This is a genomic window from Afipia sp. GAS231, from assembly GCF_900103365.1.
Lineage (GTDB): Bacteria > Pseudomonadota > Alphaproteobacteria > Rhizobiales > Xanthobacteraceae > Bradyrhizobium.
Window position 1 is genome coordinate 3721451 of the sequence record NZ_LT629703.1, and the last position, 20487, is coordinate 3741937.

Below are 20487 nucleotides of genomic sequence, written 5' to 3' on the forward strand. Positions count from 1 at the left end.
GTGTCCGCCGCCTGCCTCAAGAGGATCGTACCTATGGCCAATGCCCGCAAGATCCTGATCGTGGAAGACGATACCGATCTGCGCGATACGCTGGTCGAGCAGTTGTCGCTGCATGAAGAGTTCGAAGCTTCTGCGGTCGATACCGGCGCCAAGGGTGCCAGTGCTGCGAAGGCCAATTCCCCCGACCTGGTGCTGATGGATGTCGGCCTGCCCGACACCGACGGAAGGGAAGTCGTTCGGTCCCTGCGCAAGGGCGGCTTCAAGGCCCCGATCATCATGCTGACCGGCCACGACACCGATTCGGACACCATTCTCGGGCTGGAATCCGGTGCCAACGACTACGTCGCAAAACCGTTCCGGTTCGCGGTGCTGCTGGCCCGGATCCGGGCCCAGCTCCGCCAGCACGAGGCCAGCGAGGATGCGGTGTTTTCCGTCGGGCCGTACAGCTTCCGCCCTGGCTCCAAGATGCTGACCGGCGCCAACGCCCGGAAGGTGCGGCTGACCGAGAAGGAAACCGCGATTCTCCGCTTCCTGTACCGCGCCGGCCAGATGCCGGTGTCGCGCGAAACGCTGCTGCAGGAAGTCTGGGGCTACAATTCGGGCGTCACCACGCACACGTTGGAAACCCATATCTACCGCCTGCGCCAGAAGATCGAAAAAGATGCAGCCAACCCCGAAATCCTGGTGACGGAAGCCGGTGGCTACAAGCTGGTGCCGTGATACGTTTAGCACCTGCGATTCGTAAATTTTTGCGCATCCCGGTGCCCGGTCCAAATGTCGATCGAAGATGATGTAGCTCTGCTCGAGCGGGTCCCGACATTGCGACTGTTGGGCAATACGGCTCTGCGCATGCTGGCGATCGGCTCCGAGCAGCGCGATTTCGCGCGTGGCGACCAGCTGTTCAACGCCGGCGACGAGGCCGATGCCGGCTATGTAGTTCAGCGCGGCGCGTTCCGGGTCGAGGATGGCGGCGCCGAAATCATTGCAGGACCCGGCGCCCTGATCGGCGAGCTGGCGCTGATCGTCTCAATGCAGCGGCCGTCCAGCGCGGTTGCGATCGAACATTCCTCGGTGATCCGGGTGGCGCGCAGCCTGTTCCAGCGCGTGCTCGAAAGCGACCCTGCCGCGGCGCGCCGGCTGCGCGACGAACTCGCCACCCGCACCAGCCAGCTCGCCAGCGATATCTTGATGGCCGGCGCCAAGCTCAGCACCTGATCCCTTTACGAACGTAATTGCTCACACGTCCAGCGTCACCGTGACCGGCACATGGTCGGACGGCCGTTCCCAGCCACGGGCATCGCGGGTGATACGGAAATCGCTGATGCCGTCTTTCAGCGCGCGCGAGACCCAGATGTGGTCGAGCCTGCGGCCGCGGTCGCCCACGGTCCAGTCGGCGGCGCGGTAGCTCCACCAGGTATAGACCTTTTCCGACATCGGGATCCGCTCGCGCGCGACGTCAAACCATTCGCCATGGGTCTGCGCCGCCAAGAGCTTCTCGGTTTCGATCGGCGTATGCGACACGATCTTCAGAAGCTGCTTGTGCGACCACACGTCGTTCTCGTGCGGCGCGACGTTGAGATCGCCGACCAGGATATGCCGGTCGTCGCCGCGCGGATGCAGCGGCTCGCAGGCTTTCATCTCATCGAGGAATTTCAGCTTGTGATCGAACTTCGGATTGAGCACGGGATCGGGAATGTCGCCGCCGGCCGGAACGTAGAAGTTATGCAGCACCAGCGGCTTTGCCAGTTGCGCCTTCTCGCCGAACGACACCGAGATGTGGCGTGAATCGACCTTGTCGCAGAAGGTCCGGATGTCGGTGTTTTCGAACGGCAGTTTCGAGACGATGGCGACGCCGTGATAGCCCTTCTGCCCGTTCAGCGCGACATGCTCATAGCCAAGACGCTTGAAGCGTTTCAGCGGGAAGGCATCGTCGATGCATTTGGTTTCCTGCAGGCACAGCACGTCCGGCCGCACCGATTTGAGGAATTTGGCGACGATGTCGATGCGCAGGCGCACCGAGTTGATATTCCAGGTTGTCAGGGAGAAGCGCATCACAGGGATGTAGCAGCTTTTTGCTGCTGTCATGGCCGGCTGGACACCGGCCATCCACGTCTTTCTGCGCGGCGAGGTCAGCCCGGCGGGGTCTGATAATTGGTGAAATCAATCTTGAACAGGGCGGGATCGACCTTCTTGGAGGTGTCCAGATTGTAGACCGCGACCGTGGTGTCGTAGCCCTGCGGGTCGGTCACCGTCCATTGCTTGAGCTGGCCGTCCTTGGCGCCGACCATCATCATCAGGCGGCTGGTGCCGATCACGACATTCTTCTCCTCGATCGTGACGCTGATGAAGACATCATCGGCGGTGATGCTCACGACATTGGTGTCTTTCAGCAGATCGATCCGGTCCGACAGCAGGAAGCGCAGCGGTGTTTGCGACAGCGGATAGATGTCCTGGGTCGCGAGCTTGTTGTCGCGTACCGCCAGCGACGATCCGTCGGCGATGATGGCAATCGGGCTCTGGTCATACTCGAAGCGCACCTTGCCCGGCTTCTGGATGTAGAAGTCGCCCTTGGTCTTGCTGCCGTCGGGGCCGACCTGAACGAAATTCCCGACCAGGGTCTGCAGCGACGACAGATAGGAGCTCACCTTCGCGGCCTGCGCCTTCTGGCTGGCATCGAAGCTCGCGAAAATATTGGCTGGCACATTGCGGCGCGGATCCGGAATGATCGGATTGGGCGGCGCCTGGGTCGTCCCTGTCGTCATCGCCTTGTCCTGCGCGCTCAGCTGCGCGCCGCCGTCGCGCGCCTTGGGCGCGGGTTTCGGCACCGGAACGGTTTGCGAGAACACGGGGGTCGCAGCGCCCGCCAAGGATGTCGCGATCAGCAGCGCCAGTCCGCAACGGAAGCCGCGTGAGAGGGATGGTTGTGTCATCAGATATTTCGGATCTCTATTCGACGCGGCAATCTTGATCACATCGGTCTCGCCGATTCCGGTCATTTTATCGCGCTTTCGACCAAAGGAGGTATCGTTTTTCCGTGAAAATCGTTTCGCCGGGCCTGCTTGACAGCAGCCTTTAGAAGCGTCCCTGGCCCTCTTCTTCCTCAACCAGAATTTCGCGCTTGCCGGCGTGATTCGCCTGCCCGACGATACCTTCGAGTTCCATCCGCTCCATCAGTGACGCAGCGCGGTTGTAGCCGATTTGCAGTCGGCGCTGAATGTAGGAGGTCGAGGCCTTGCGATCGCGTTTGACGATCGCAACCGCCTGCGAGAACAGGTCGCCGGCGCCATCGCCGCCGCCCATGCCGGTGGAATCGAACACCGCGCCGTCCTCGTCGGTCGGCTCTTCCGCCGTGACCGCTTCGAGATATTCCGGCTGGCCCTGGGTCTTGAGATGGCGCACCACCTTCTCGACTTCTTCGTCCGACACGAAGGGCCCGTGCACGCGGCTGATGCGTCCGCCACCTGCCATATAGAGCATGTCGCCCTGGCCGAGCAGTTGTTCGGCACCCATCTCGCCAAGGATGGTGCGGCTGTCGATCTTCGAGGTGACCTGGAACGAGATGCGGGTCGGGAAGTTCGCCTTGATCGTGCCGGTGATGACGTCGACCGACGGACGCTGGGTCGCGAGAATGACGTGCAGGCCGGCGGCGCGCGCCATCTGCGCCAGGCGCTGCACCGCGCCTTCGATGTCCTTGCCGGCGACCATCATCAGGTCGGCCATTTCGTCGACGATGATGACGATGTAGGGCAGCGGCTCGAGGTCGAGCTTCTCTTCCTCGTAGATCGCCTTGCCGGTCTCCTTGTCGAAGCCGGTATGTACCGTGCGCGTCAGGTCCTCGCCCTTGCCCTTGGCTTCGACCAGCCGCTGATTGTAGCCGTCGATGTTGCGCACGCCGAGCTTGGACATCTTCTTGTAGCGCTCTTCCATCTCGCGCACGGCCCATTTCAGCGCGACCACCGCCTTCTTCGGATCGGTCACGACAGGCGTCAGCAGATGCGGAATGCCGTCATAGACGGAGAGTTCGAGCATCTTGGGATCGACCATGATCAGGCGGCACTGGTCCGGCCGCAGCCGGTACACGAGGCTCAGGATCATGGTGTTGATGGCGACCGACTTGCCCGAGCCGGTGGTACCGGCGATCAGCATGTGCGGCGTACGCGCCAGATCGATAATGATGGATTCGCCGCCGATGTTCTTGCCGAGGCAGAGCGGCAGCTTCGCGGAGGACTCGTCCTTCGCGGTCAGCAATTCGCGCAGGTAGACCTTTTCGCGATGGACGTTCGGCAATTCGATGCCGATGGCGTTGCGGCCGGCGACCACGGCGACGCGCGCCGACAGCGCGCTCATCGAGCGGGCGATATCGTCGGCAAGGCCGATCACGCGCGAGGACTTGATGCCGGGAGCGGGCTCGAGTTCGTACAGCGTCACGACCGGACCGGGGTTGGCCTTGACGATCTCACCGCGGACACCGAAGTCTTGCAGCACGCCTTCCAGCGCGCGCGAATTGGCTTCCAGCTCGGCCTTGCTGAGCGGCTGGCGATCCGATGCCTTGGGCGCGGTCAGGACCGAGACCGAGGGCAGCTCAAACTTGTCGGATTTCTTGGTAGCGCGCGGTGCGGCCTTCTTGCGCGGGGCGCGGGCGGCTGGAGCCTCCTCTTCCTCGTCTTCCTCTTCTTCCTCGTCCTCGAAGTCTTCTCCCTGCGGTGCGATCGACGGCGCGGTGCGACCGCTCAGGCTTGGTTCCTGGCGCTCAAAGGATGAGGTGCGGGGCTGCGGCGCGCTTGCGACCAGCGAACGATAGGCGGTGCCGAACAGCCAGGCGAGGCGAGCCTTCGTGCTCATCAGCGCATGAAACACCCATCCAAGCGAAACCGAGCTGCGATCGTCCTCTTCTTCGACGAACGGTGTGTCGTCGTCCTCGATCGGCGTCAGCTCTTCCTCCCGCGCCCGCGAACCCCAGCCACTGGCGAACATGAAGGCCGCGCACATCGCCGCGAACAGAATGGTTCCGAGCACCAGCCGGTAGGTGAAACCGGCAGGGCCGAACACCACGGCCGGCGCACGCACCAGCGCGTCGCCGACGACGCCGCCAAGCCCGGTCGGCAGCGGCCATGCACCGCCATGCGGCCAGCAGCTGGCAAAGCCCGCCGCGATCACGGTGCAGAGAATCCAGCAGCCGAGGCGCAATGCCTCGCGGTCGAAGGTGCGATGGGTCAGCATGCGCCAGCCCCACACTGCGACGGGGAGGATCAGCATGATCGCGCCGAGGCCGAGAATCTGCATCAGGAGGTCGGCGCCGATCGCGCCGGGATAGCCGACGATGTTGCGGATCGGACGCGAGGTCGCATGGCTCAGGCTCGGGTCCTGCACCGACCAGGTCATCAGCGCAGTCGCCGCCACGCCGGACAGAGCGATCAGGCTCAGCCCTGCGAGTTCGCGCACGCGTCGCGCCAAAGCGTCGCGGATCGAGGCCGGCAGGTGGCCGACCAGGGGAATGACACGTTCGATCGCTGGCATGCTCATGGGGCCCTGCGATTAATCCAGAATTTCGACCAGCCGGTGCAACGCCTCGGCCGTTGATTCACTATCGGAGACCAGCGCGAGCCGGATGTAACCCGCGCCGGGATTGAAGCCGTCGTCCTGCGGACGCGACAGATAGCTGCCGGGGATCACGCGCACGCCGGCGTCGCGGTAAAGCCTCACGGCCGCGGCTTCGTCGCCGCCACGCTCGGAGACGTCGAGCCAGACGCAGAAGCCGCCGGCCGGCCTGACATAACCGTAGCGATTGCCGAGGATCTGGTCGGCGAGATCGAACTTGATGCGGTAGAGCCGGCGATTTTCCTCGACATGCGCTTCGTCGCTATAGGCCGCGACCGCGACATGCTGCAGCGGTACCGGCACCTGCGGTGCCGCGACGTTGCGCAGTTCATGGAAGGCCGCGAGGAAATTCTTGTCGCCGGCGGCAAAGCCGACGCGCATGCCCGGCAGATTCGATCGCTTCGACAGCGACTGGAAGGCGACAACATTGCTAAAATCGGGTCCGGCATATTCCAGCGCGCTGCCCGGCGCCTGCTTGGTGTAGATTTCCGAATAGCACTCGTCGCTCAGGATCATGAAGCCGTAGCGGTCTGCGAGTTTTTTCAATTTTGCAAAATAGTCGGGTGAGGCGACCGAGCCTTGCGGATTGGCCGGCGAGGCGATGAAGATCGCGACCGTGCGCGCCAGCGTCGCGTCATCGAGCGCGTCGAGATCGGGCAAAAATCCGTTGGCGAGCGTGGTCGGCAGATAGATGGTTTCGCATCCGGCGGCGCGGGCGCCGGCGCCATAGGCCGGATAGAAGGGGTTCGGCACCAGGATCGCAGGCTTCCCCCGGCGCGCGCCGACGTAACGGGCCGCAGTGATGGCCGCGAAAAACAGCCCTTCGCGGCTGCCGTTCAAAACCAGGATTTCGCTCTCGGGATCGACCGGCCGCGGCAAATGGAATCGGGTCGAAAGCCAGTTCGAGGCCGCCCGCCGGAACGGCTCGATTCCCTTGGCGATCGGATAGCGGCCGAAATCGGCGATATGCTTTGATAGCACTGGGCCGACAAAGGCCGGCACGGGATGCTGCGGTTCACCCAAAGATAGCGTAATCAATGGCTTAGCCGGCTGGTAGGGGGCCAGCAGCTCGGCCGTCCGCGCAAATGGCGAACGCTCGGCCTGACCGGCAGGAGAGACGCTGCCGGCGCCCTGCGCCACGCCGGAAGAGGCGGTCATTGCCATGTCTGAAACGCCAGCACTTTCAAAAGCGGTCGGAGGATCGGAGCGACCATCGGAAACCGATCAAACCACCATAGATACGGCGAGGTTAAGACGCGATTAACCATCGGCGCCAGCGCCGATTTTGATCGAAATTGGTAGCCCAAGTGCAGCGGCTTCTCCGGAATGGCCATACCCCAAGACCGTCACCCTGAGGCTCGCAGCGGTCGTGACGATCGCGATCGCCTATTCCAGCAAATGGAGGCAACGTAACGGGTTGCGTTACCGCGCCGGCATGCGCTCGAAACTCGGCATGCCCTCGGGAATGTGGTGGAAGGGCTGCTTGTCGATCGTGAAGATCGCGATCTGCGGCGTGATCTGGGCGGGGTTGTCGAGTGTCCCGACCTTCACCACCACGACCGGCCGCTGCGGCCGCGTCACCACATGCGTGCCGCATTCGGCGCAGAATTCGCGCGTCACCGGCTTCTCCAGGTCCTTGCGTGCAAACTGCTTCGGCGCGCCCTTGGTGTATTTGAAGCCGTCGCCCGGCATCACCACGAACATGTTGGGCGACCCGCCCGTGATGAACTGGCATTCGCGGCAATGACATTGCGCCTGCAACAACGGCTCGCCTTCGGCCTCATAGCGCACCGCGCCGCAATAGCATCCGCCTTCGAGTTTCATGACGTCCTCCCTGTTCTTTGTTGCTTCAAGATTACTGCGTTCCGGACAACCTTACTCGGCTGTCGCGCACTTCATCGCGGAGTTCGCCCTGAACTTCCAATTGACCACTTTTTACCAACGCCCTCAGTCGCCCCATGACGAAGGTGTCGCCATATTCGATTAAGTCGTCTGGCCCGCTTACCAAAGTCTGCCCCACGACTTTCCAGACATTCTGCCACCTGTTCGTCACCTGGGACGTCAGCCTGGAATCGAAGAAGGAAATTGGTGCCGATACAAGTACGCCACCTTTGATGACCCGCAGCGGCGCGTTCTCCGCCAGAAGTTGCCGCCAGAGATTTTGATAGTGCTTTCGAGCGGTTTCCTGCAATGGTTTTGCCAACTCCCAGAACTTTTCGCGGCAGATGATGTCGTGATGAAGCATGCCGATGCTTATTAGCAAACGCGCCGGTCGAGCTCTCTCTTGCTCCGACTGACTGGGCACTGTGACCTCGCTCAGGTCGACCACCTCGCATGGTGCATCGCCGAGGCGCGATAACCAATCGAGGAAGCCCGCGTACTCCTTCGCGGATCGTCGCGTCAGCCAGACGATCTTGCGTTTGTCAGGTGCGCGAGCGTCATCCGATACTCGCTCGGAGTCGGTGCAGATCTCGATCCAGTTGGGGGCGCCCAATTCATCCGCAACCCACTTCGCGCGCACGTGCGGGTCAGACGAATTGATGGGTCCGAAGCTGAGGTCGTCGTACGTCGTGATCACGGGATCGGATCGCCCGGCCTTTCGGAGAGCCTGAAGCAGGCATCCCGCGCCGGACGACGTAAAAACGAAATGAAGATCGGCCTTCATCACGGATCCTCGATGGAAGTGCCTAGATGGCACTTCCGGAAGTCCGCGTCCACTTCAACGTATTCCTTGGCATTGGTGACAAAAAGAAAGGGGCCCCAACTTGCGCTGGAGCCCCTCTACGGTCAGGGCATTGCCGGGTATGTGCCCGAACCGAAGTTGTGGGTGCGACCCCTGGGGATCGCACCCCGGGAGAACCTACATGTTGTAAGCGCGCTCCGTGTGCTCGGTGACGTCGAGGCCTTCACGCTCGGTCTCGACGTTGACGCGCAGGCCAACGATGACGTCGACCACCTTGTAGAGGATCGCCGAACCGATGCCCGACCACACCAGCGTGGTGCAGACGCCCCAGCTCTGCGAGATCATCTGGGCAGCGAAGTCGTAGTCCGCGATCTTGCCGGTGGTGTAGTCCATGATGCCCGTGCCGCCGAGGGCCGGATTCACCAGGATGCCGGTGCCGAGCGCGCCGACGATGCCGCCGACGCAGTGGACGCCGAACACATCGAGCGAGTCGTCATAGCCGAGCGCATTCTTCACCACGGTGCAGAAGAACAGGCAGACGACGCCAACCACGAGACCGAGCACGATCGCGCCCATCGGACCGGAGTAACCGGCCGCCGGCGTAACCGCGACGAGGCCTGCCACCGCGCCCGACAACGCGCCGAGCACCGAGGGATGACCCTTGACGATCCATTCCGCGAACATCCAGGCCATCGCCGCCGCTGCAGTTGCAACGAAGGAGTTGGTCATGGCGAGCGCGGCGCCGCCGGAGGCTTCGAGGTTCGATCCGGCGTTGAAGCCGAACCAGCCGACCCAGAGCAGCGAAGCGCCGATCATGGTCATGGTCAGCGAGTGCGGAGCCATCAGCTCCTTGCCGTAGCCGACCCGCTTGCCGATCAGGAGCGCACCGACGAGACCGGCGATACCGGCGTTGATGTGCACCACGGTGCCGCCAGCGAAGTCGATCGCGCCCTTCTTGAAGATCCAGCCGGCGTCGGCGTTCACTTCGTCGAGCTTGGCCTGCGCCGCGGTCTTCGCCGCACCGTCAGCCGCCGCAGCCAGCGCCTTCACCGCATCCGAGATCGCGTCCGGTCCGGCCCAGTACCAAACCATGTGTGCGATCGGGAAGTAGATCAGCGTCACCCAGAGCGGGATGAACAATGCGATCGCCGCGAACTTCATGCGTTCGGCAAAGGCGCCGACGATGAGGGCGGGGGTGATCGCCGCGAAGGTCATCTGGAAGCAGACATAGACCAGTTCCGAGATGTTGGCGTCGACGCTGAAGGTCGCCGCTTTCGAATCCGGGGTCACGCCCATCAGGAAGGCCTTGGAGAAGCCGCCGATGAAGTCGGAACCGCCGGTGAAGGCGAGGCTGTAGCCGTAGAGAGCCCAGATCAGGGTCACGATGCAGACCGTGTAGAAAACCTGCATCAGCACCGAGAGCATGTTCTTGGAGCGGACCAGGCCGCCATAGAACAGCGCAAGGCCCGGGATCGTCATCAACAGCACCAGCACTGTCGATGTCAGCATCCAGGCATTGTCGCCCTTGTTGATGGTTGGTTCGGCGTAGGCCGCGGTCGCCGCGAACAGGCCGACTGCGAGAGCCGCCAATCCCGCGCTATAGGGACGCTTAAACGTCATTTGTTGTACTCCTGAGTGGTAAGGTTGAGCGCGAAATCAGAGGGCTGCGGCATCCGCCTCACCCGTGCGGATGCGAACCGCATGGTCGAGGTTGATGACGAAGATCTTGCCGTCGCCGATCTGGCCGGTTTTGGCAGCCGTGGTGATGGCGTCGATGGTCTTGTCGACCTGGTCCGAGGCGACGGCGACCTCGATCTTGATCTTGGGCAGGAAACTCACGGCATATTCGGCGCCGCGATAGATTTCGGTATGACCCTTCTGTCGGCCATATCCCTTGACTTCCGTCACCGTGAGACCGTGAACGCCAATGGCGGTCAGGGCGTCACGGACTTCTTCGAGCTTGAATGGCTTGATGATCGCCATAACAATTTTCATGGGTCCTATCCCCGCTTGGGCCCGGCTTGGACAAACCGGGCGTTCTCGACTGAGGTTCACCACGCGGAGAAGTTCACTACGCGGGCACAGCCAGGACCCTTAGAGTCAAATACCGTGCCAGATCGGCGGAATTCCCTAACGGTTTATGAATCCGGCCCTTTTCGCCCTTTGCGGGAAAAGGCCCCACCTGCGCTATTCCGTCGCGCTCAAAGCGTAATCAGGCATGCTTAAAACGTGAGCACGTCAGAGTGCGAACATAATCCTGCCCAGCGTGAGGGCAGCGGAACGGTATTTAGATGGGGATTTTATTGCAGCGCTTCGCCGTGTTGCGAAATATCCAGGCCTTCGAGCTCCTGCTGCAGCGACACCCGCAGCGGTACGAACACGCTCACCAGCTTGAGCAGCACGTAGGTCACACTCCCGGACCAGACCAGGGTGACGGCGACCCCGTAGAGCTGAATCAGCACCTGCTGCGGATGACCCTCGATCAGGCCGGAGGTGCCGCCGATGGCGCTGACCGCGAAGACGCCGGCGAGCAAGGTGCCGGTCAGTCCGCCGATGCCGTGCACGCCGAACACGTCGAGCGAGTCGTCATAGTTGAAACGGTGCTTGAGCCAGGTGCAGGCCCAGAAGCACACGATACCGGCAACGATGCCGATGATGACGCCGTGCCACGGCGCCACGAAGCCGGACGCCGGCGTAATCGTTCCGAGACCGGCGACTGCGCCGGAGATCATGCCGAGCACCGAGGGCTTGCGCCGCGTCGCCCACTCGATTGCGCCCCAGGTCAGCGCGCCGGCGCAGGCCGCCAGATGCGTCGAGATGATCGCCATCACCGCACGCGAATTGGCCGCGAGTGCCGATCCGCCATTGAAGCCGAACCAGCCGACCCACAACAGGCCGGTGCCCATGACCGCGAGCGACAGGTCGAACGGAGAAAGGTTGTCGCTGCCATAGCCGTGGCGCCGGCCCATCACCTTTGCTGCGACCAATCCGCCGATGCCGGCGGAAAGATGCACGACCAGCCCGCCGGCGAAATCCAGCACGCCTTTGGTGGCGAGGAAGCCGCCGCCCCATACCCAATGCGCCAGCGGCACATAGACGAACATGAACCAGCCGATCGCGAACAGCAGATAGGCGGAAAACCGCATCCGGTCGGCCACCGAACCCGCCACCAGCGCCACCGTGATGATCGCGAACGTCATCTGATAGAGCATGAAAAGCGCTTCAGGGATGGTCTTTGCGGCCGGGTTGACGCTGTCCATGGTCATCCCGATCAGGAGCCAGCGGTCGAGCGTGCCGAGCCAGGGCCCGTCGCCGACAAAGGCCAGCGAATAGCCGAACGCCACCCACAGGATCGAGATCATCGCGACCGCCGCGAGCGACTGCGCCATGGTCGCCAGTACGTTCTTCTTGCGCACCATGCCGGAATAGAACAGCGCCAGACCCGGTATCGTCATCATCAACACCAGCGCGGTGGCGACGATCATCCAGGCGGTGTCGGCGGTGTTGATGGTCGACGCTTGGGCGAAGGCCGGTGTTGCCAGCGAAGTCGCCGCAAGCGTGATGAGCGCAGCCAGCTTCGCTGCACGATAAGATAGTGCCCCCATGGAATTACCCCGGCCTGTTGTCGTTTTTTCCCGCGCGTTCGGCGTCGTTGCCGCCGCGCCCTGGATTTGTTGCTTGGATTTGTTTGACGTCAGAGCGCGTCGTTGTCGGTCTCGCCGGTGCGAATGCGCAGCGCGTGATCGATCGGCGTCACGAAGATCTTGCCGTCGCCGATCTGTCCGGTGCGCGCGTTCGAGGTGATGACGGCGACCGCCTTGTCGGCGATGTCGGAGTCGACAGCGATTTCGATCCGGAGCTTGGGCAGGAAGTTCACGACATATTCGGCGCCGCGATAGATCTCGGTGTGGCCCTTCTGGCGGCCGTAACCCTTGACCTCGGTCACGGTCATGCCGTGGACCCCGATTTCCGTCAGTGCCTGGCGCACCTCGTCGAGTTTGAACGGTTTGATGATCGCAACGACGAGTTTCATGGTCAGGCCTTTATGTCCCAAGGGGATTCGCTGGTATTCGCTGTTGGCAGGCCGGCCACCCGGTGGTTCGGCTGCTGGTTCAAATCTGGCATCTTTCTGGGCAAATGGCACAAAAAACTTGCAGGTTTAAGGGGAAAACATTTGGGGCTGGTGATCCCGGTCACTGTACAGGGGTAAGCATCACCAGCCAGAATGCAGTTCCGTCGCCGGCCCCCGCTGGCTTTGTCCGTCCCCCCAACGGCTCAAGGAAATAAAATGTCGGACCGATCGTGGTTTTATGCATCCAACGGCCAGCAACAGGGCCCTTATCCCGAAGTCCAGCTACGCGACCTGATTGCCCGCGGAACGGTCAGGGCGGATACCCTGGTCTGGTCCGAGGGCATGGCCGGCTGGCAGAAGGCGGGAGAAATTCCGGGCCTGATGTCCGGGGCTACGAGGCCCCCGGCGATGCCGCAAGCCGGCGCGCCGCCGATGACCGGTGGCTATGGCGGCGGCGGTGTCGAGGGGCCGCTGTCGATCGATCTGCCGCTGTTGCCGATGCTCGGGCGTTTCCTGCTGCTGGTGGTCGGATATTTTCTGGTGATTCCGTCGCCGTGGACCGGCACCGCCTTCTATCGATGGATGGCGTCCCGCGTGACGGTCCCGGGCCGGCCCAACTTTGCTTTTACCGGCCAACCCCTCGACATCTGGTACGTCTTCATCGCGACGGGCGTGATGTCCTATGTCGGCGCCTACGAAAGCTCCCTGCAGCTCATCACCATTCCGATTTCGGCGGTTCTGGGCTGGGTCATGCTGCGTTGGCTCTTCAGCAATCTGAGCTCGAACGGTCAACAGCTTCCGATCGCCTTCAACGGCAGCGTATGGACCTTCCTCGGCTGGCAAGTGCTGATGTACATTTCGTTCATCACCATCATCGGCTGGGCCTGGGTCATCGCAGCCTGGATGCGCTGGATCTGCCGCAACATTACCGGCACCCGGCGCGAGGTGATCTTCATCGGCACCGGATTGGAAATTCTGTGGCGGACGCTCGTGTTCTCGATCGCCTGCATCTTCATCATCCCGATTCCGTGGGTGCTGCGCTGGTATAACCGCTGGTACATCTCGCAATTCGCACTGGTCGAGCGCACCGCCTGAGCGGGTCTATGCGCCGGCGCATTATAGCTTGCGCTGGCGCACCGAGCCTTCCTGCGCCACCGACGCCACCAGCGTGCCGTCGGGCTTGAAGATCTGGCCGCGGGTCAGCCCGCGGCCACCCTGTGCGCTCGGCGAATCCTGCGCATAAAGTAGCCATTCGTCGGCGCGGAACGGGCGGTGAAACCACATCGCGTGGTCGAGGCTCGCCGGCATCATGCGCTTGTCGAACAGCGTACGGCCGTAGCGCGCCATGATCGCATCGAGCAGCGAGAAATCCGAAGCATAGGCCAGCGCGCACATGTGCAGCGCCGGATCGTCGGGCAGTTTCGCCGCGGTGCGAATCCAGACGTGAATGCGGCCGTCGTCGATCTTCTGGCCGAAGTAGCGGCCGAGCTCGACCGGACGCAGTTCGATCGGCCGGTCGGATTCATAATAGCGGCGAATGAAGTCCGGCATGTCGCGGAACATCGGCTGCTTGGCAACTTCCTCGGCGGTGAGTTTTTCCGGCGGCGGCACGTCGGGCATCTTGTCCTGATGATCGAACTCGGTCTCCTCGTCGTTGTGAAACGACACGATCATCGAAAAGATCGCATTGCCGTGCTGGATCGCGGTGATCCTCCGCGTCGCATAGCTCTTGCCGTCGCGCAGCCGTTCGACCTCGTAGATGATCGGAATCTGCGGATCGCCGGGCAGGATGAAATAGCAATGCAGCGAATGCGGCAGCCGGCCTTCGACGGTGCGGCATGCCGCCACCATCGCCTGTCCGATCACCTGTCCGCCGAACACCCGCTGCCAGCGCGTCTTCGGGCTGTTGCCGCGGAACAGGTTCACCTCGATCTGTTCGAGATCGAGGATGGAGATCAGGTCAATCACGCCGTTGGACATTGAAATGCTTTCGGTTTCCCGGTCATTCCGGGGCACGCGCAAGCGTGAACCCGGAATCTTGAGATTCCCCGGGGGTGCAATTGCACCCCTGAGGTTCGATGCTGCGCATCGCCCCGGAATGACGGTCGAAGGGATTACGCCCCTTGTTTCAGCCCCTGTTTCGCCCAGCTATTATCAGGTAGCAAGCGTAGTCTGATGAAGTAACCAGGTTAGGATTTCATGACGGCACAGCGAAGCATTGTCATCTGTGGCGGCGCCTTTGCCGGGCTGGCGCTGGCGTTGGCGCTCCGTCAGGGGCTCGGACCCGATATTCCGGTGATTGTCGCCGATCCGACACTGGCCACACGGCCGAGCCGCGATCCGCGCGCGACCGCGATCGTCGCCGCCTGCCGGCGGCTGTTCGAGGCGCTCGGCGTCTGGGACCAGGTCGCAGCGGATTCGCAAGCCATCCTCGACATGGTCGTGACCGATTCCAGGCTGGAAGACGCAACGCGGCCGGTGTTCCTGACCTTTGGCGGCCATGTCGAGCCGGGCGAGCCGTTTGCGCACATGGTCGAAAACCGCCGCCTGATCGATGCGCTGGTGGTGCGGGCCGAGGCCGAAGGGATCGACCTTCGCGCCACCGCGGTGTCGAGCTACGATTCACGCGCCGATGGCGTCGACGTGACGCTCGCCGATGGCAGCGTCATCGAAGCCAGCCTGCTGGTCGCCGCCGACGGCGCGCGTTCGAAACTGCGCGAACGCGCCGGGATCGCCACCCATGGCTGGGATTACGACCAGTCCGGCATCGTCGTCACGGTCGGTCATGAGCGCGATCATCACGGCCGCGCCGAAGAGCATTTTCTCCCCGCAGGCCCGTTCGCGATCCTGCCTTTGACCGGCAAGCGCTCGTCGCTGGTGTGGACCGAGAACCGCGCCGAGGCTGTGCGGATCATCGCGCTCAACGAAGAAGAATTTCATGCCGAGCTCGAACGGCGTTTCGGGCTGCATCTCGGCGAGATCAAGGCGCTCGACAAGCCCCGCGCATTCCCGCTCGGCTATTTCGTCGCGCGCTCGTTCATTGCCGAACGACTGGCGCTGGTCGGCGACGCCGCGCACGTAATTCATCCGATCGCGGGGCAGGGGCTCAACATGGGCCTGAAGGACGTAGCTGCACTGGCCGAAGTGGTGGTCGATGCGGCGCGGCTTGGCATCGATCTCGGCCAGGCCGACGTGCTCGAGCACTACCAGCGCTGGCGCCGCTTCGACACCATGGCGATGGGCGTCGCCACCAACACGCTGAACTTCCTGTTCTCCAACGAATCGACCTTGCTGCGCACCGTGCGCGATATCGGTCTCGGCCTGGTCGATCGCGCGCCGCCGCTGAAGAGCCTGTTCATCCGCCAGGCGGCGGGATTGTCGGGCGAAGTGCCGCGGCTGCTGAAGGGCGAGGCGCTGTAGGGGGCGAGTTACGCTTTAGCCGTCATTGCGAGGAGCCAACGGGTCGCGCGAATGCGCGCCCGATGACAGGCTCCGCGACGAAGCAATCCGTTCTTTCTTTGCGCGGCGCGATGGATTGCTTCGCTTCGCTCGCAATGACGGGGAGAGGGATCGGCGCAGACGCCGTCAGTCGATCTTCCGCGCCTCTTCCGGCAGCATGATCGGGATGCCGTCGCGGATCGGGTAGGCGAGCTTGGCCGAGCGCGAGATCAGCTCCTGCCGCGCGGTGTCGAATTCCAGCGAGCCCTTGGTGACCGGGCACACCAGGATTTCCAGCAGTTTTGGATCGACGGTGCTGTCGAGGCGTTCAGGCGAAGCGCTCATTGATATCTCCGGTCATGCCGGGGTGCCTTAGCACATCGACGCGCAGGCTGTCATGACGCGTGGCGGCGGTCATGACACCGCCATCCGCAGCAGTTCCTCGACCACGGCCTGCCGCCGCGCTTTCGGCAGGGGTTGCTCCGACGACGCATAGCCCACGAACGTCCAGTAGAGAATTTGCGCGCGGGCGCGGGCGACCTCGGTGGACAATCCGGCCTGCTTCAACAGCACCTCGATATAGCCGATGCGCCTGAGGCCGATGGCCTGTACGGCCGTCCGCGCGCCAGCATCCACCGTTGCCCAGGTGCGGACCGCATTCTCCAGCGCCGGCCTTGCGGAAAACGCCCCGCGCAACAGCACCGACAACGCATCGCGGTCCTTCGGCGTCGCCTCGAGGCCGGCAATGACCTGCTCGGTCGCGACGTCGCTCCAGTGTTTGAGGATGGCGGCGTGGAACGCGGAGATATCCGCGAAATGCCAATAGAAACTGCCGCGCGACACTCCCATCGCCTTCGCCAGCGGCTCGGCCTTGAGCGCGGTGAAGCCGCTTTTCGTCAGGGTTTCGAGGCCCTGGTCGAGCCAGTCCTTGGCGGAGAGTTGATCGGTCATGCTGATACCTGCGACGTTCCACCATACACAACTGTATTGACAGCCGCCAGCGCATGGTCATATACCATACAGTACTGTATGGAGGGCCGTCAGATGCGCGATATCATCCTGCAATGCGCCGGCGTCGCCGGAATTCTCGTCGCCATCATCCACGGTCTGCTTGGCGAAACCAAAGTATTCGCGCGCGCCAAGATCGAGCCGGAGCATCTGCGCACCTTGATCCGGCTGGTGTGGCAGGCCGGCACGGTCGCATGGATCGGTGGCGGCGTGCTGCTGCTGGCAGCACCTTCGCTGGGGTCGGAGAGCGCGCGGCACTGGATTGTCGTCACCACCGTCGCCGTCTATGCCGTCGGCGTCGCCGCCAATTGCTGGTGGTCGCGCGGCCGCGGCTTCGGCTGGAAAGCGCTCGGCGTGGTCGTGGCGCTCGCGGTGGCCGGATATTAGAGGAATCCGAAACCCGTCACGCCGGCGTTTTCGGATCGCCCGTCCGGCACCGCCTGCGCAGGCCTGCGATTAAGACTTCATTTCCGGATTCGCAGAACCGGTCCCGGCCGGTTGTAGCCGGGGCGCTCTGCCAGATGCCATAACCGTTGAAATCATTGCATAATTATCGTTTACGACCCGATAACCATACCCGCATAAGTTGTGGGTACGTTAGCGGGATAGAACTTGTTGGTGCCAGCATTGGTCGGGGCAAACAACCGTAGGCGAAAGAGATGTTCCGCGTTCTCACCTGCGTTACGGCCGAGCACGATTGGCGACTGGTGCTGCTCGCCGGCCTGGTTTGTTTCGTCGCGAGCATCGTTGCCATCAACATTTTTCATCGTGCGATCACGTCGCAAGCCAGGACGCGGCTGATCTGGATTTTGATTGCGGGTGCTGCGATCGGCTACGGGATTTGGGCCACGCATTTCATCGCCATGCTCGCCTACGAGCCCGGCGTCTCAACCGGATACGGCGTCGTTCTGACAACGCTGTCGCTCGTCGTGGCAATGGCACTGACCTGCGGCGGTTTCGGTTTTTCCGCCAACGTTCCCGGTCGATGGCAGGCGCCGATCGGCGGCGCCATTATTGGGGCGGGCATTGCCAGCATGCATTATCTCGGCATGTGGGCGCTCGAGGTTCCGGGCCGGGTCACCTGGTCGATGGATCTCGTGTTCACCTCCATCGTTCTCGGGATGGCTTTCGGCTACGTCGCGCTCGTGATTGCGCTTCAACACAGAGAAAGGTGGGGGACGCTTGTTTCCGCGGTTTTCCTGACGCTGGCAATTGTCTCGCATCATTTCACCGCGATGGGCGCGGTGGAGATCATTCCCGATCCGACGCGGGCACCCGACGCGCTGTCGTTTTCTCCTGCCTTTCTCGCCATAACGATTGCCGGCGTGGCGCTGTCGGTGCTCGGGATGAGTCTCGTCGGCACGATCGCGGATCGCCGCCTTGCCAGCCGAACCCTCAGGTTCGAGGAAATCATCGACCAGCTCTCGCTCGCCCAGCGGCAGCTTGAAGGCACCCAAAGGGAATTGCAGGAGCAGAAACTCAGGCTGGACTCGGCGATCAATCACATGGGCGAGGGCCTGTGCATGTTCGACGCCGAAAAGCGGCTTGTCGTCTGCAATGATCGTTATGCCAGAATGTATCGCCTGCCGCCGGAACTGCTGCGGGCGGGGACGCCACATCGCGAAATCATCAGCCATCGCATTACCAGCGGCATTCTCGAGGGTGAGACCAGCGACAACGCGGCAAAACAACTGCTGTCGACCCTGAATGCGCTGCCAAGCGATGCCACCGCAAGCCGGGTCGACGAGCTTGCCGATGGTCGGTTGATCTGCATTACCAGGCAGCCAATGCCCGGTGGCGGCTGGGTCGCAACCCACCGCGACGTCACCGAGCAGCGGCGGTCCGAGGCCAAGATCACCCACATGGCCCAGCATGACGCGCTGACCGACCTGCCAAACCGGGTCTTGCTCAGGGAGCGGTTGGAGCACGCCCTCGCGGTCACCCGCACCGGAGGTTCCAATCTAGCGGTGTTGATGCTCGATCTCGATCGCTTCAAGGAGGTCAACGACACGCTCGGACATCCGACGGGCGATACCCTGCTGCAGGCAGTAGCCACGCGCCTGCTCGGCTGCGTCCGGGAAACGACGATGATCGCCCGGTTGGGCGGCGACGAGTTCGCCGTCATCGAACACATGGACGATCCGGCCGTCGAGGCCGTTGCGCTGGCCGAGCGGATCAAGAAGGCGCTTTGCGAACCCTTCGATCTCGGCGACCATCGGGTTACCGCAGGAACGAGCATCGGCATTGCCGTTGCGCCGTGCGATGGAACCGATTCCGACGAGATTTTGAAGAGCGCCGATCTTGCACTGTACTCAGCCAAGAGCTGCGGCCGCGGCTCGTTCCGCTTCTTCGAGCCGGCGCAGGACCAGCTCATGCACGCCCGCCGCAACCTCGAACGGGATATGCGCAGCGCGCTTGCCAATGATGAGTTCGAACTCTGCTACCAGCCGTTCGTCAATCTCAAGAGCGGCAAGATCGTCGGTCTTGAGGCGCTGGTGCGTTGGCATCATCCCCAGCGTGGCCTGGTCATGCCCGGCGAATTCATCCCGCTGGCTGAAGAAACCGGCCTGATCGTGCCGATCGGGGAATGGGTGTTGCGGACCGCGCTCGCCGAGGCGGCAGGCTGGCCCGCCAATCTCAAGATCGCGGTCAATCTGTCCCCCGCTCAATTCAGGGGCAAAGAGCTGGTTCCGATCATCGTCAGCGCGATGGCGAGTTCGGGAATTGCGCCACGAAGGCTCGAACTCGAGGTGACCGAGACCGCCATCATGCATGATTGCGACGCGGTGTTCTCCGCGCTCGGCCAGTTGCACAAACGCGGCGTGCGCGTGGCCCTGGATGACTTCGGCACCGGTTACTCGTCCCTGAGCTTTCTGCAAAAATTTCCCTTCGACAAGATCAAGATCGACCGCAGTTTCGTCAGCGAACTATCGAGCGCCAGGGAGGAATCTCGCCGGATCGCGCGCGCGGTGGTCCGCTTTGCCGTCAGTCTCGGCAAGACCACCACGGCAGAGGGCGTGGAAACCAGGGAACAATGGGACATTCTCCGCGAAGAGGGATGCGTCGAATCGCAGGGCTATCATTTCAGTTCGCCGATCGCCGCCTCCGAAGTCGCGCAAATGGTGCGCACCCGGATCCGGGTGTCGGCCAATGCGGCGTGATGGTATCCCCTTGCACGACCGGCTGCTGCAGCCCGGCGTGGGCGTCGCGCTTGCGGTCGCCGGATACTAGGCGCTCGCCGAACGGGAGCATCGCATGACCTCAAGCCCGGCACTCGATCTACAAAAACTTGTCGCGCTCAATGCGACCGCCGGCTTGAACAGGCTGGCGGGATTCGAAGTCGTCGCGGCCGGCGACGGCAACGCCGAACTTCGCATGCAGTGGAATGACGACTTCACCCAATATGCCGGTTATCTCCACGCCGGCATGATCGCCGCGCTGCTCGATACCGCCTGCGGATTTGCTGCCGCCACCCTCGTCGGCGGCGTGATGGCGTCGCACTTCTCGATGAACTGCCTGAAGCCGGCGGTCGGAAGAATTTTCGTCGCAAAGGGCACGACGCTGCGGGCCGGACGCAAGCAGATCTTTGCACGCGCAGAGTTGTTTGCTGAAAGCGAAGCAGGCGAGCGCTCGCTGGTCGCGACCGGGGAAACCCTGATGGTGCCGACCGGCGCCTGACGTGCCGCGC

The 20487-nt window shown here is 62.8% G+C and carries 20 protein-coding genes; 7 read left to right on the forward strand and 13 right to left on the reverse strand.

The window, feature by feature from the left end:
• Positions 1 to 33 precede the first annotated feature (33 nt).
• Both BLS26_RS17610 and BLS26_RS17615 read left to right on the forward strand, forming a co-directional pair.
• The gene (locus BLS26_RS17610) at positions 34 to 720 is read left to right on the forward strand and encodes a response regulator transcription factor (protein WP_027540370.1); all 687 of its coding nucleotides are present in this window, start codon (positions 34 to 36) and stop codon (positions 718 to 720) included.
• A gap of 54 nt (positions 721 to 774) precedes the next feature.
• The gene (locus BLS26_RS17615) at positions 775 to 1215 is read left to right on the forward strand and encodes a cyclic nucleotide-binding domain-containing protein (protein WP_092513173.1); all 441 of its coding nucleotides are present in this window, start codon (positions 775 to 777) and stop codon (positions 1213 to 1215) included.
• A gap of 21 nt (positions 1216 to 1236) precedes the next feature.
• Here BLS26_RS17615 and BLS26_RS17620 read toward each other — a convergent pair whose 3' ends face one another.
• The 10 genes from BLS26_RS17620 to BLS26_RS17665 all read right to left on the reverse strand — a co-directional run bounded on the left by BLS26_RS17620 (position 1237) and on the right by BLS26_RS17665 (position 12314).
• Positions 1237 to 2052 carry an exodeoxyribonuclease III gene (locus BLS26_RS17620; RefSeq protein ID WP_092513175.1) on the reverse strand — a complete coding sequence of 272 codons (816 nt, stop codon included), beginning with the start codon at positions 2050 to 2052 and terminating at the stop codon, positions 1237 to 1239.
• A 77-nt stretch (positions 2053 to 2129) separates the two neighbouring features.
• Positions 2130 to 2930 (reverse strand): outer membrane lipoprotein carrier protein LolA, encoded by an 801-nt coding sequence (locus tag BLS26_RS17625; protein WP_092518179.1) that lies wholly within the window; start codon positions 2928 to 2930, stop codon positions 2130 to 2132.
• Between the two features lie 142 nt (positions 2931 to 3072).
• Positions 3073 to 5523: a DNA translocase FtsK gene (locus BLS26_RS17630; protein WP_092513177.1), complete on the reverse strand. Its 2451-nt coding sequence runs from the start codon at positions 5521 to 5523 to the stop codon at positions 3073 to 3075.
• A gap of 12 nt (positions 5524 to 5535) precedes the next feature.
• The gene (locus tag BLS26_RS17635) at positions 5536 to 6762 is read right to left on the reverse strand and encodes an aminotransferase class I/II-fold pyridoxal phosphate-dependent enzyme (RefSeq protein ID WP_092513179.1); all 1227 of its coding nucleotides are present in this window, start codon (positions 6760 to 6762) and stop codon (positions 5536 to 5538) included.
• 258 nt (positions 6763 to 7020) lie between these two features.
• Entirely contained in the window at positions 7021 to 7422 is a 402-nt protein-coding gene (locus BLS26_RS17640) for a GFA family protein (protein ID WP_092513181.1), read from the reverse strand.
• Between the two features lie 31 nt (positions 7423 to 7453).
• Entirely contained in the window at positions 7454 to 8263 is an 810-nt protein-coding gene (locus tag BLS26_RS17645; protein WP_092513183.1) for a DUF3658 domain-containing protein, read from the reverse strand.
• A 195-nt stretch (positions 8264 to 8458) separates the two neighbouring features.
• Positions 8459 to 9901 carry an ammonium transporter gene (locus tag BLS26_RS17650; RefSeq protein ID WP_092513185.1) on the reverse strand — a complete coding sequence of 481 codons (1443 nt, stop codon included), beginning with the start codon at positions 9899 to 9901 and terminating at the stop codon, positions 8459 to 8461.
• 36 nt (positions 9902 to 9937) lie between these two features.
• A complete protein-coding gene (locus BLS26_RS17655; RefSeq protein ID WP_007598642.1) occupies positions 9938 to 10276 on the reverse strand; it encodes a P-II family nitrogen regulator in 339 nt (112 codons plus the stop codon).
• 305 nt (positions 10277 to 10581) lie between these two features.
• Positions 10582 to 11886, reverse strand: coding sequence for an ammonium transporter (locus BLS26_RS17660; protein ID WP_092513187.1), 1305 nt, complete (start codon positions 11884 to 11886; stop codon positions 10582 to 10584).
• 89 nt (positions 11887 to 11975) lie between these two features.
• A complete protein-coding gene (locus BLS26_RS17665; protein ID WP_092513189.1) occupies positions 11976 to 12314 on the reverse strand; it encodes a P-II family nitrogen regulator in 339 nt (112 codons plus the stop codon).
• 255 nt (positions 12315 to 12569) lie between these two features.
• Here BLS26_RS17665 and BLS26_RS17670 point away from each other — a divergent pair, with 255 nt between their 5' ends.
• Entirely contained in the window at positions 12570 to 13448 is an 879-nt protein-coding gene (locus tag BLS26_RS17670; protein ID WP_092513191.1) for a DUF4339 domain-containing protein, read from the forward strand.
• Between the two features lie 21 nt (positions 13449 to 13469).
• Here BLS26_RS17670 and tesB read toward each other — a convergent pair whose 3' ends face one another.
• The gene (tesB, locus tag BLS26_RS17675) at positions 13470 to 14333 is read right to left on the reverse strand and encodes an acyl-CoA thioesterase II (protein WP_092513193.1); all 864 of its coding nucleotides are present in this window, start codon (positions 14331 to 14333) and stop codon (positions 13470 to 13472) included.
• Between the two features lie 219 nt (positions 14334 to 14552).
• Here tesB and BLS26_RS17680 point away from each other — a divergent pair, with 219 nt between their 5' ends.
• A complete protein-coding gene (locus BLS26_RS17680; protein ID WP_092513195.1) occupies positions 14553 to 15773 on the forward strand; it encodes a ubiquinone biosynthesis hydroxylase in 1221 nt (406 codons plus the stop codon).
• A 165-nt stretch (positions 15774 to 15938) separates the two neighbouring features.
• On the opposite strand, the gene BLS26_RS17685 is transcribed toward BLS26_RS17680, so the two are convergent.
• Together BLS26_RS17685 and BLS26_RS17690 are read right to left on the reverse strand one after the other, a co-directional pair.
• The gene (locus BLS26_RS17685; RefSeq protein WP_092513197.1) at positions 15939 to 16136 is read right to left on the reverse strand and encodes a Trm112 family protein; all 198 of its coding nucleotides are present in this window, start codon (positions 16134 to 16136) and stop codon (positions 15939 to 15941) included.
• A 69-nt stretch (positions 16137 to 16205) separates the two neighbouring features.
• Positions 16206 to 16742, reverse strand: coding sequence for a TetR/AcrR family transcriptional regulator (locus BLS26_RS17690; protein ID WP_092513199.1), 537 nt, complete (start codon positions 16740 to 16742; stop codon positions 16206 to 16208).
• 93 nt (positions 16743 to 16835) lie between these two features.
• Between BLS26_RS17690 and BLS26_RS17695 the strand changes: the two genes are divergently transcribed.
• From BLS26_RS17695 to BLS26_RS17705, 3 genes are all read left to right on the forward strand, one after another.
• A complete protein-coding gene (locus BLS26_RS17695; protein ID WP_092518181.1) occupies positions 16836 to 17186 on the forward strand; it encodes a hypothetical protein in 351 nt (116 codons plus the stop codon).
• A gap of 272 nt (positions 17187 to 17458) precedes the next feature.
• The gene (locus tag BLS26_RS17700) at positions 17459 to 19960 is read left to right on the forward strand and encodes an EAL domain-containing protein (RefSeq protein WP_092513201.1); all 2502 of its coding nucleotides are present in this window, start codon (positions 17459 to 17461) and stop codon (positions 19958 to 19960) included.
• A 94-nt stretch (positions 19961 to 20054) separates the two neighbouring features.
• Entirely contained in the window at positions 20055 to 20477 is a 423-nt protein-coding gene (locus BLS26_RS17705; protein WP_092513203.1) for a PaaI family thioesterase, read from the forward strand.
• The last annotated feature ends 10 nt before the right edge of the window (positions 20478 to 20487 follow it).

Coding starts and splice junctions, on each gene's coding strand:
- BLS26_RS17705 (WP_092513203.1), top strand. CDS start 20,055: ATGACCTCAAGCCCGGCACTCGATCTACAAAAACTTGTCGCGCTCAAT.
- BLS26_RS17645 (WP_092513183.1), bottom strand. CDS start 8,263: ATGAAGGCCGATCTTCATTTCGTTTTTACGTCGTCCGGCGCGGGATGC.
- tesB (WP_092513193.1), bottom strand. CDS start 14,333: ATGTCCAACGGCGTGATTGACCTGATCTCCATCCTCGATCTCGAACAG.
- BLS26_RS17690 (WP_092513199.1), bottom strand. CDS start 16,742: ATGACCGATCAACTCTCCGCCAAGGACTGGCTCGACCAGGGCCTCGAA.
- BLS26_RS17680 (WP_092513195.1), top strand. CDS start 14,553: ATGACGGCACAGCGAAGCATTGTCATCTGTGGCGGCGCCTTTGCCGGG.
- BLS26_RS17640 (WP_092513181.1), bottom strand. CDS start 7,422: ATGAAACTCGAAGGCGGATGCTATTGCGGCGCGGTGCGCTATGAGGCC.
- BLS26_RS17635 (WP_092513179.1), bottom strand. CDS start 6,762: ATGGCAATGACCGCCTCTTCCGGCGTGGCGCAGGGCGCCGGCAGCGTC.
- BLS26_RS17655 (WP_007598642.1), bottom strand. CDS start 10,276: ATGAAAATTGTTATGGCGATCATCAAGCCATTCAAGCTCGAAGAAGTC.
- BLS26_RS17695 (WP_092518181.1), top strand. CDS start 16,836: ATGCGCGATATCATCCTGCAATGCGCCGGCGTCGCCGGAATTCTCGTC.
- BLS26_RS17615 (WP_092513173.1), top strand. CDS start 775: ATGTCGATCGAAGATGATGTAGCTCTGCTCGAGCGGGTCCCGACATTG.
- BLS26_RS17665 (WP_092513189.1), bottom strand. CDS start 12,314: ATGAAACTCGTCGTTGCGATCATCAAACCGTTCAAACTCGACGAGGTG.
- BLS26_RS17625 (WP_092518179.1), bottom strand. CDS start 2,930: ATGACACAACCATCCCTCTCACGCGGCTTCCGTTGCGGACTGGCGCTG.
- BLS26_RS17700 (WP_092513201.1), top strand. CDS start 17,459: ATGTTCCGCGTTCTCACCTGCGTTACGGCCGAGCACGATTGGCGACTG.
- BLS26_RS17650 (WP_092513185.1), bottom strand. CDS start 9,901: ATGACGTTTAAGCGTCCCTATAGCGCGGGATTGGCGGCTCTCGCAGTC.
- BLS26_RS17670 (WP_092513191.1), top strand. CDS start 12,570: ATGTCGGACCGATCGTGGTTTTATGCATCCAACGGCCAGCAACAGGGC.
- BLS26_RS17620 (WP_092513175.1), bottom strand. CDS start 2,052: ATGCGCTTCTCCCTGACAACCTGGAATATCAACTCGGTGCGCCTGCGC.
- BLS26_RS17610 (WP_027540370.1), top strand. CDS start 34: ATGGCCAATGCCCGCAAGATCCTGATCGTGGAAGACGATACCGATCTG.
- BLS26_RS17685 (WP_092513197.1), bottom strand. CDS start 16,136: ATGAGCGCTTCGCCTGAACGCCTCGACAGCACCGTCGATCCAAAACTG.
- BLS26_RS17630 (WP_092513177.1), bottom strand. CDS start 5,523: ATGAGCATGCCAGCGATCGAACGTGTCATTCCCCTGGTCGGCCACCTG.
- BLS26_RS17660 (WP_092513187.1), bottom strand. CDS start 11,886: ATGGGGGCACTATCTTATCGTGCAGCGAAGCTGGCTGCGCTCATCACG.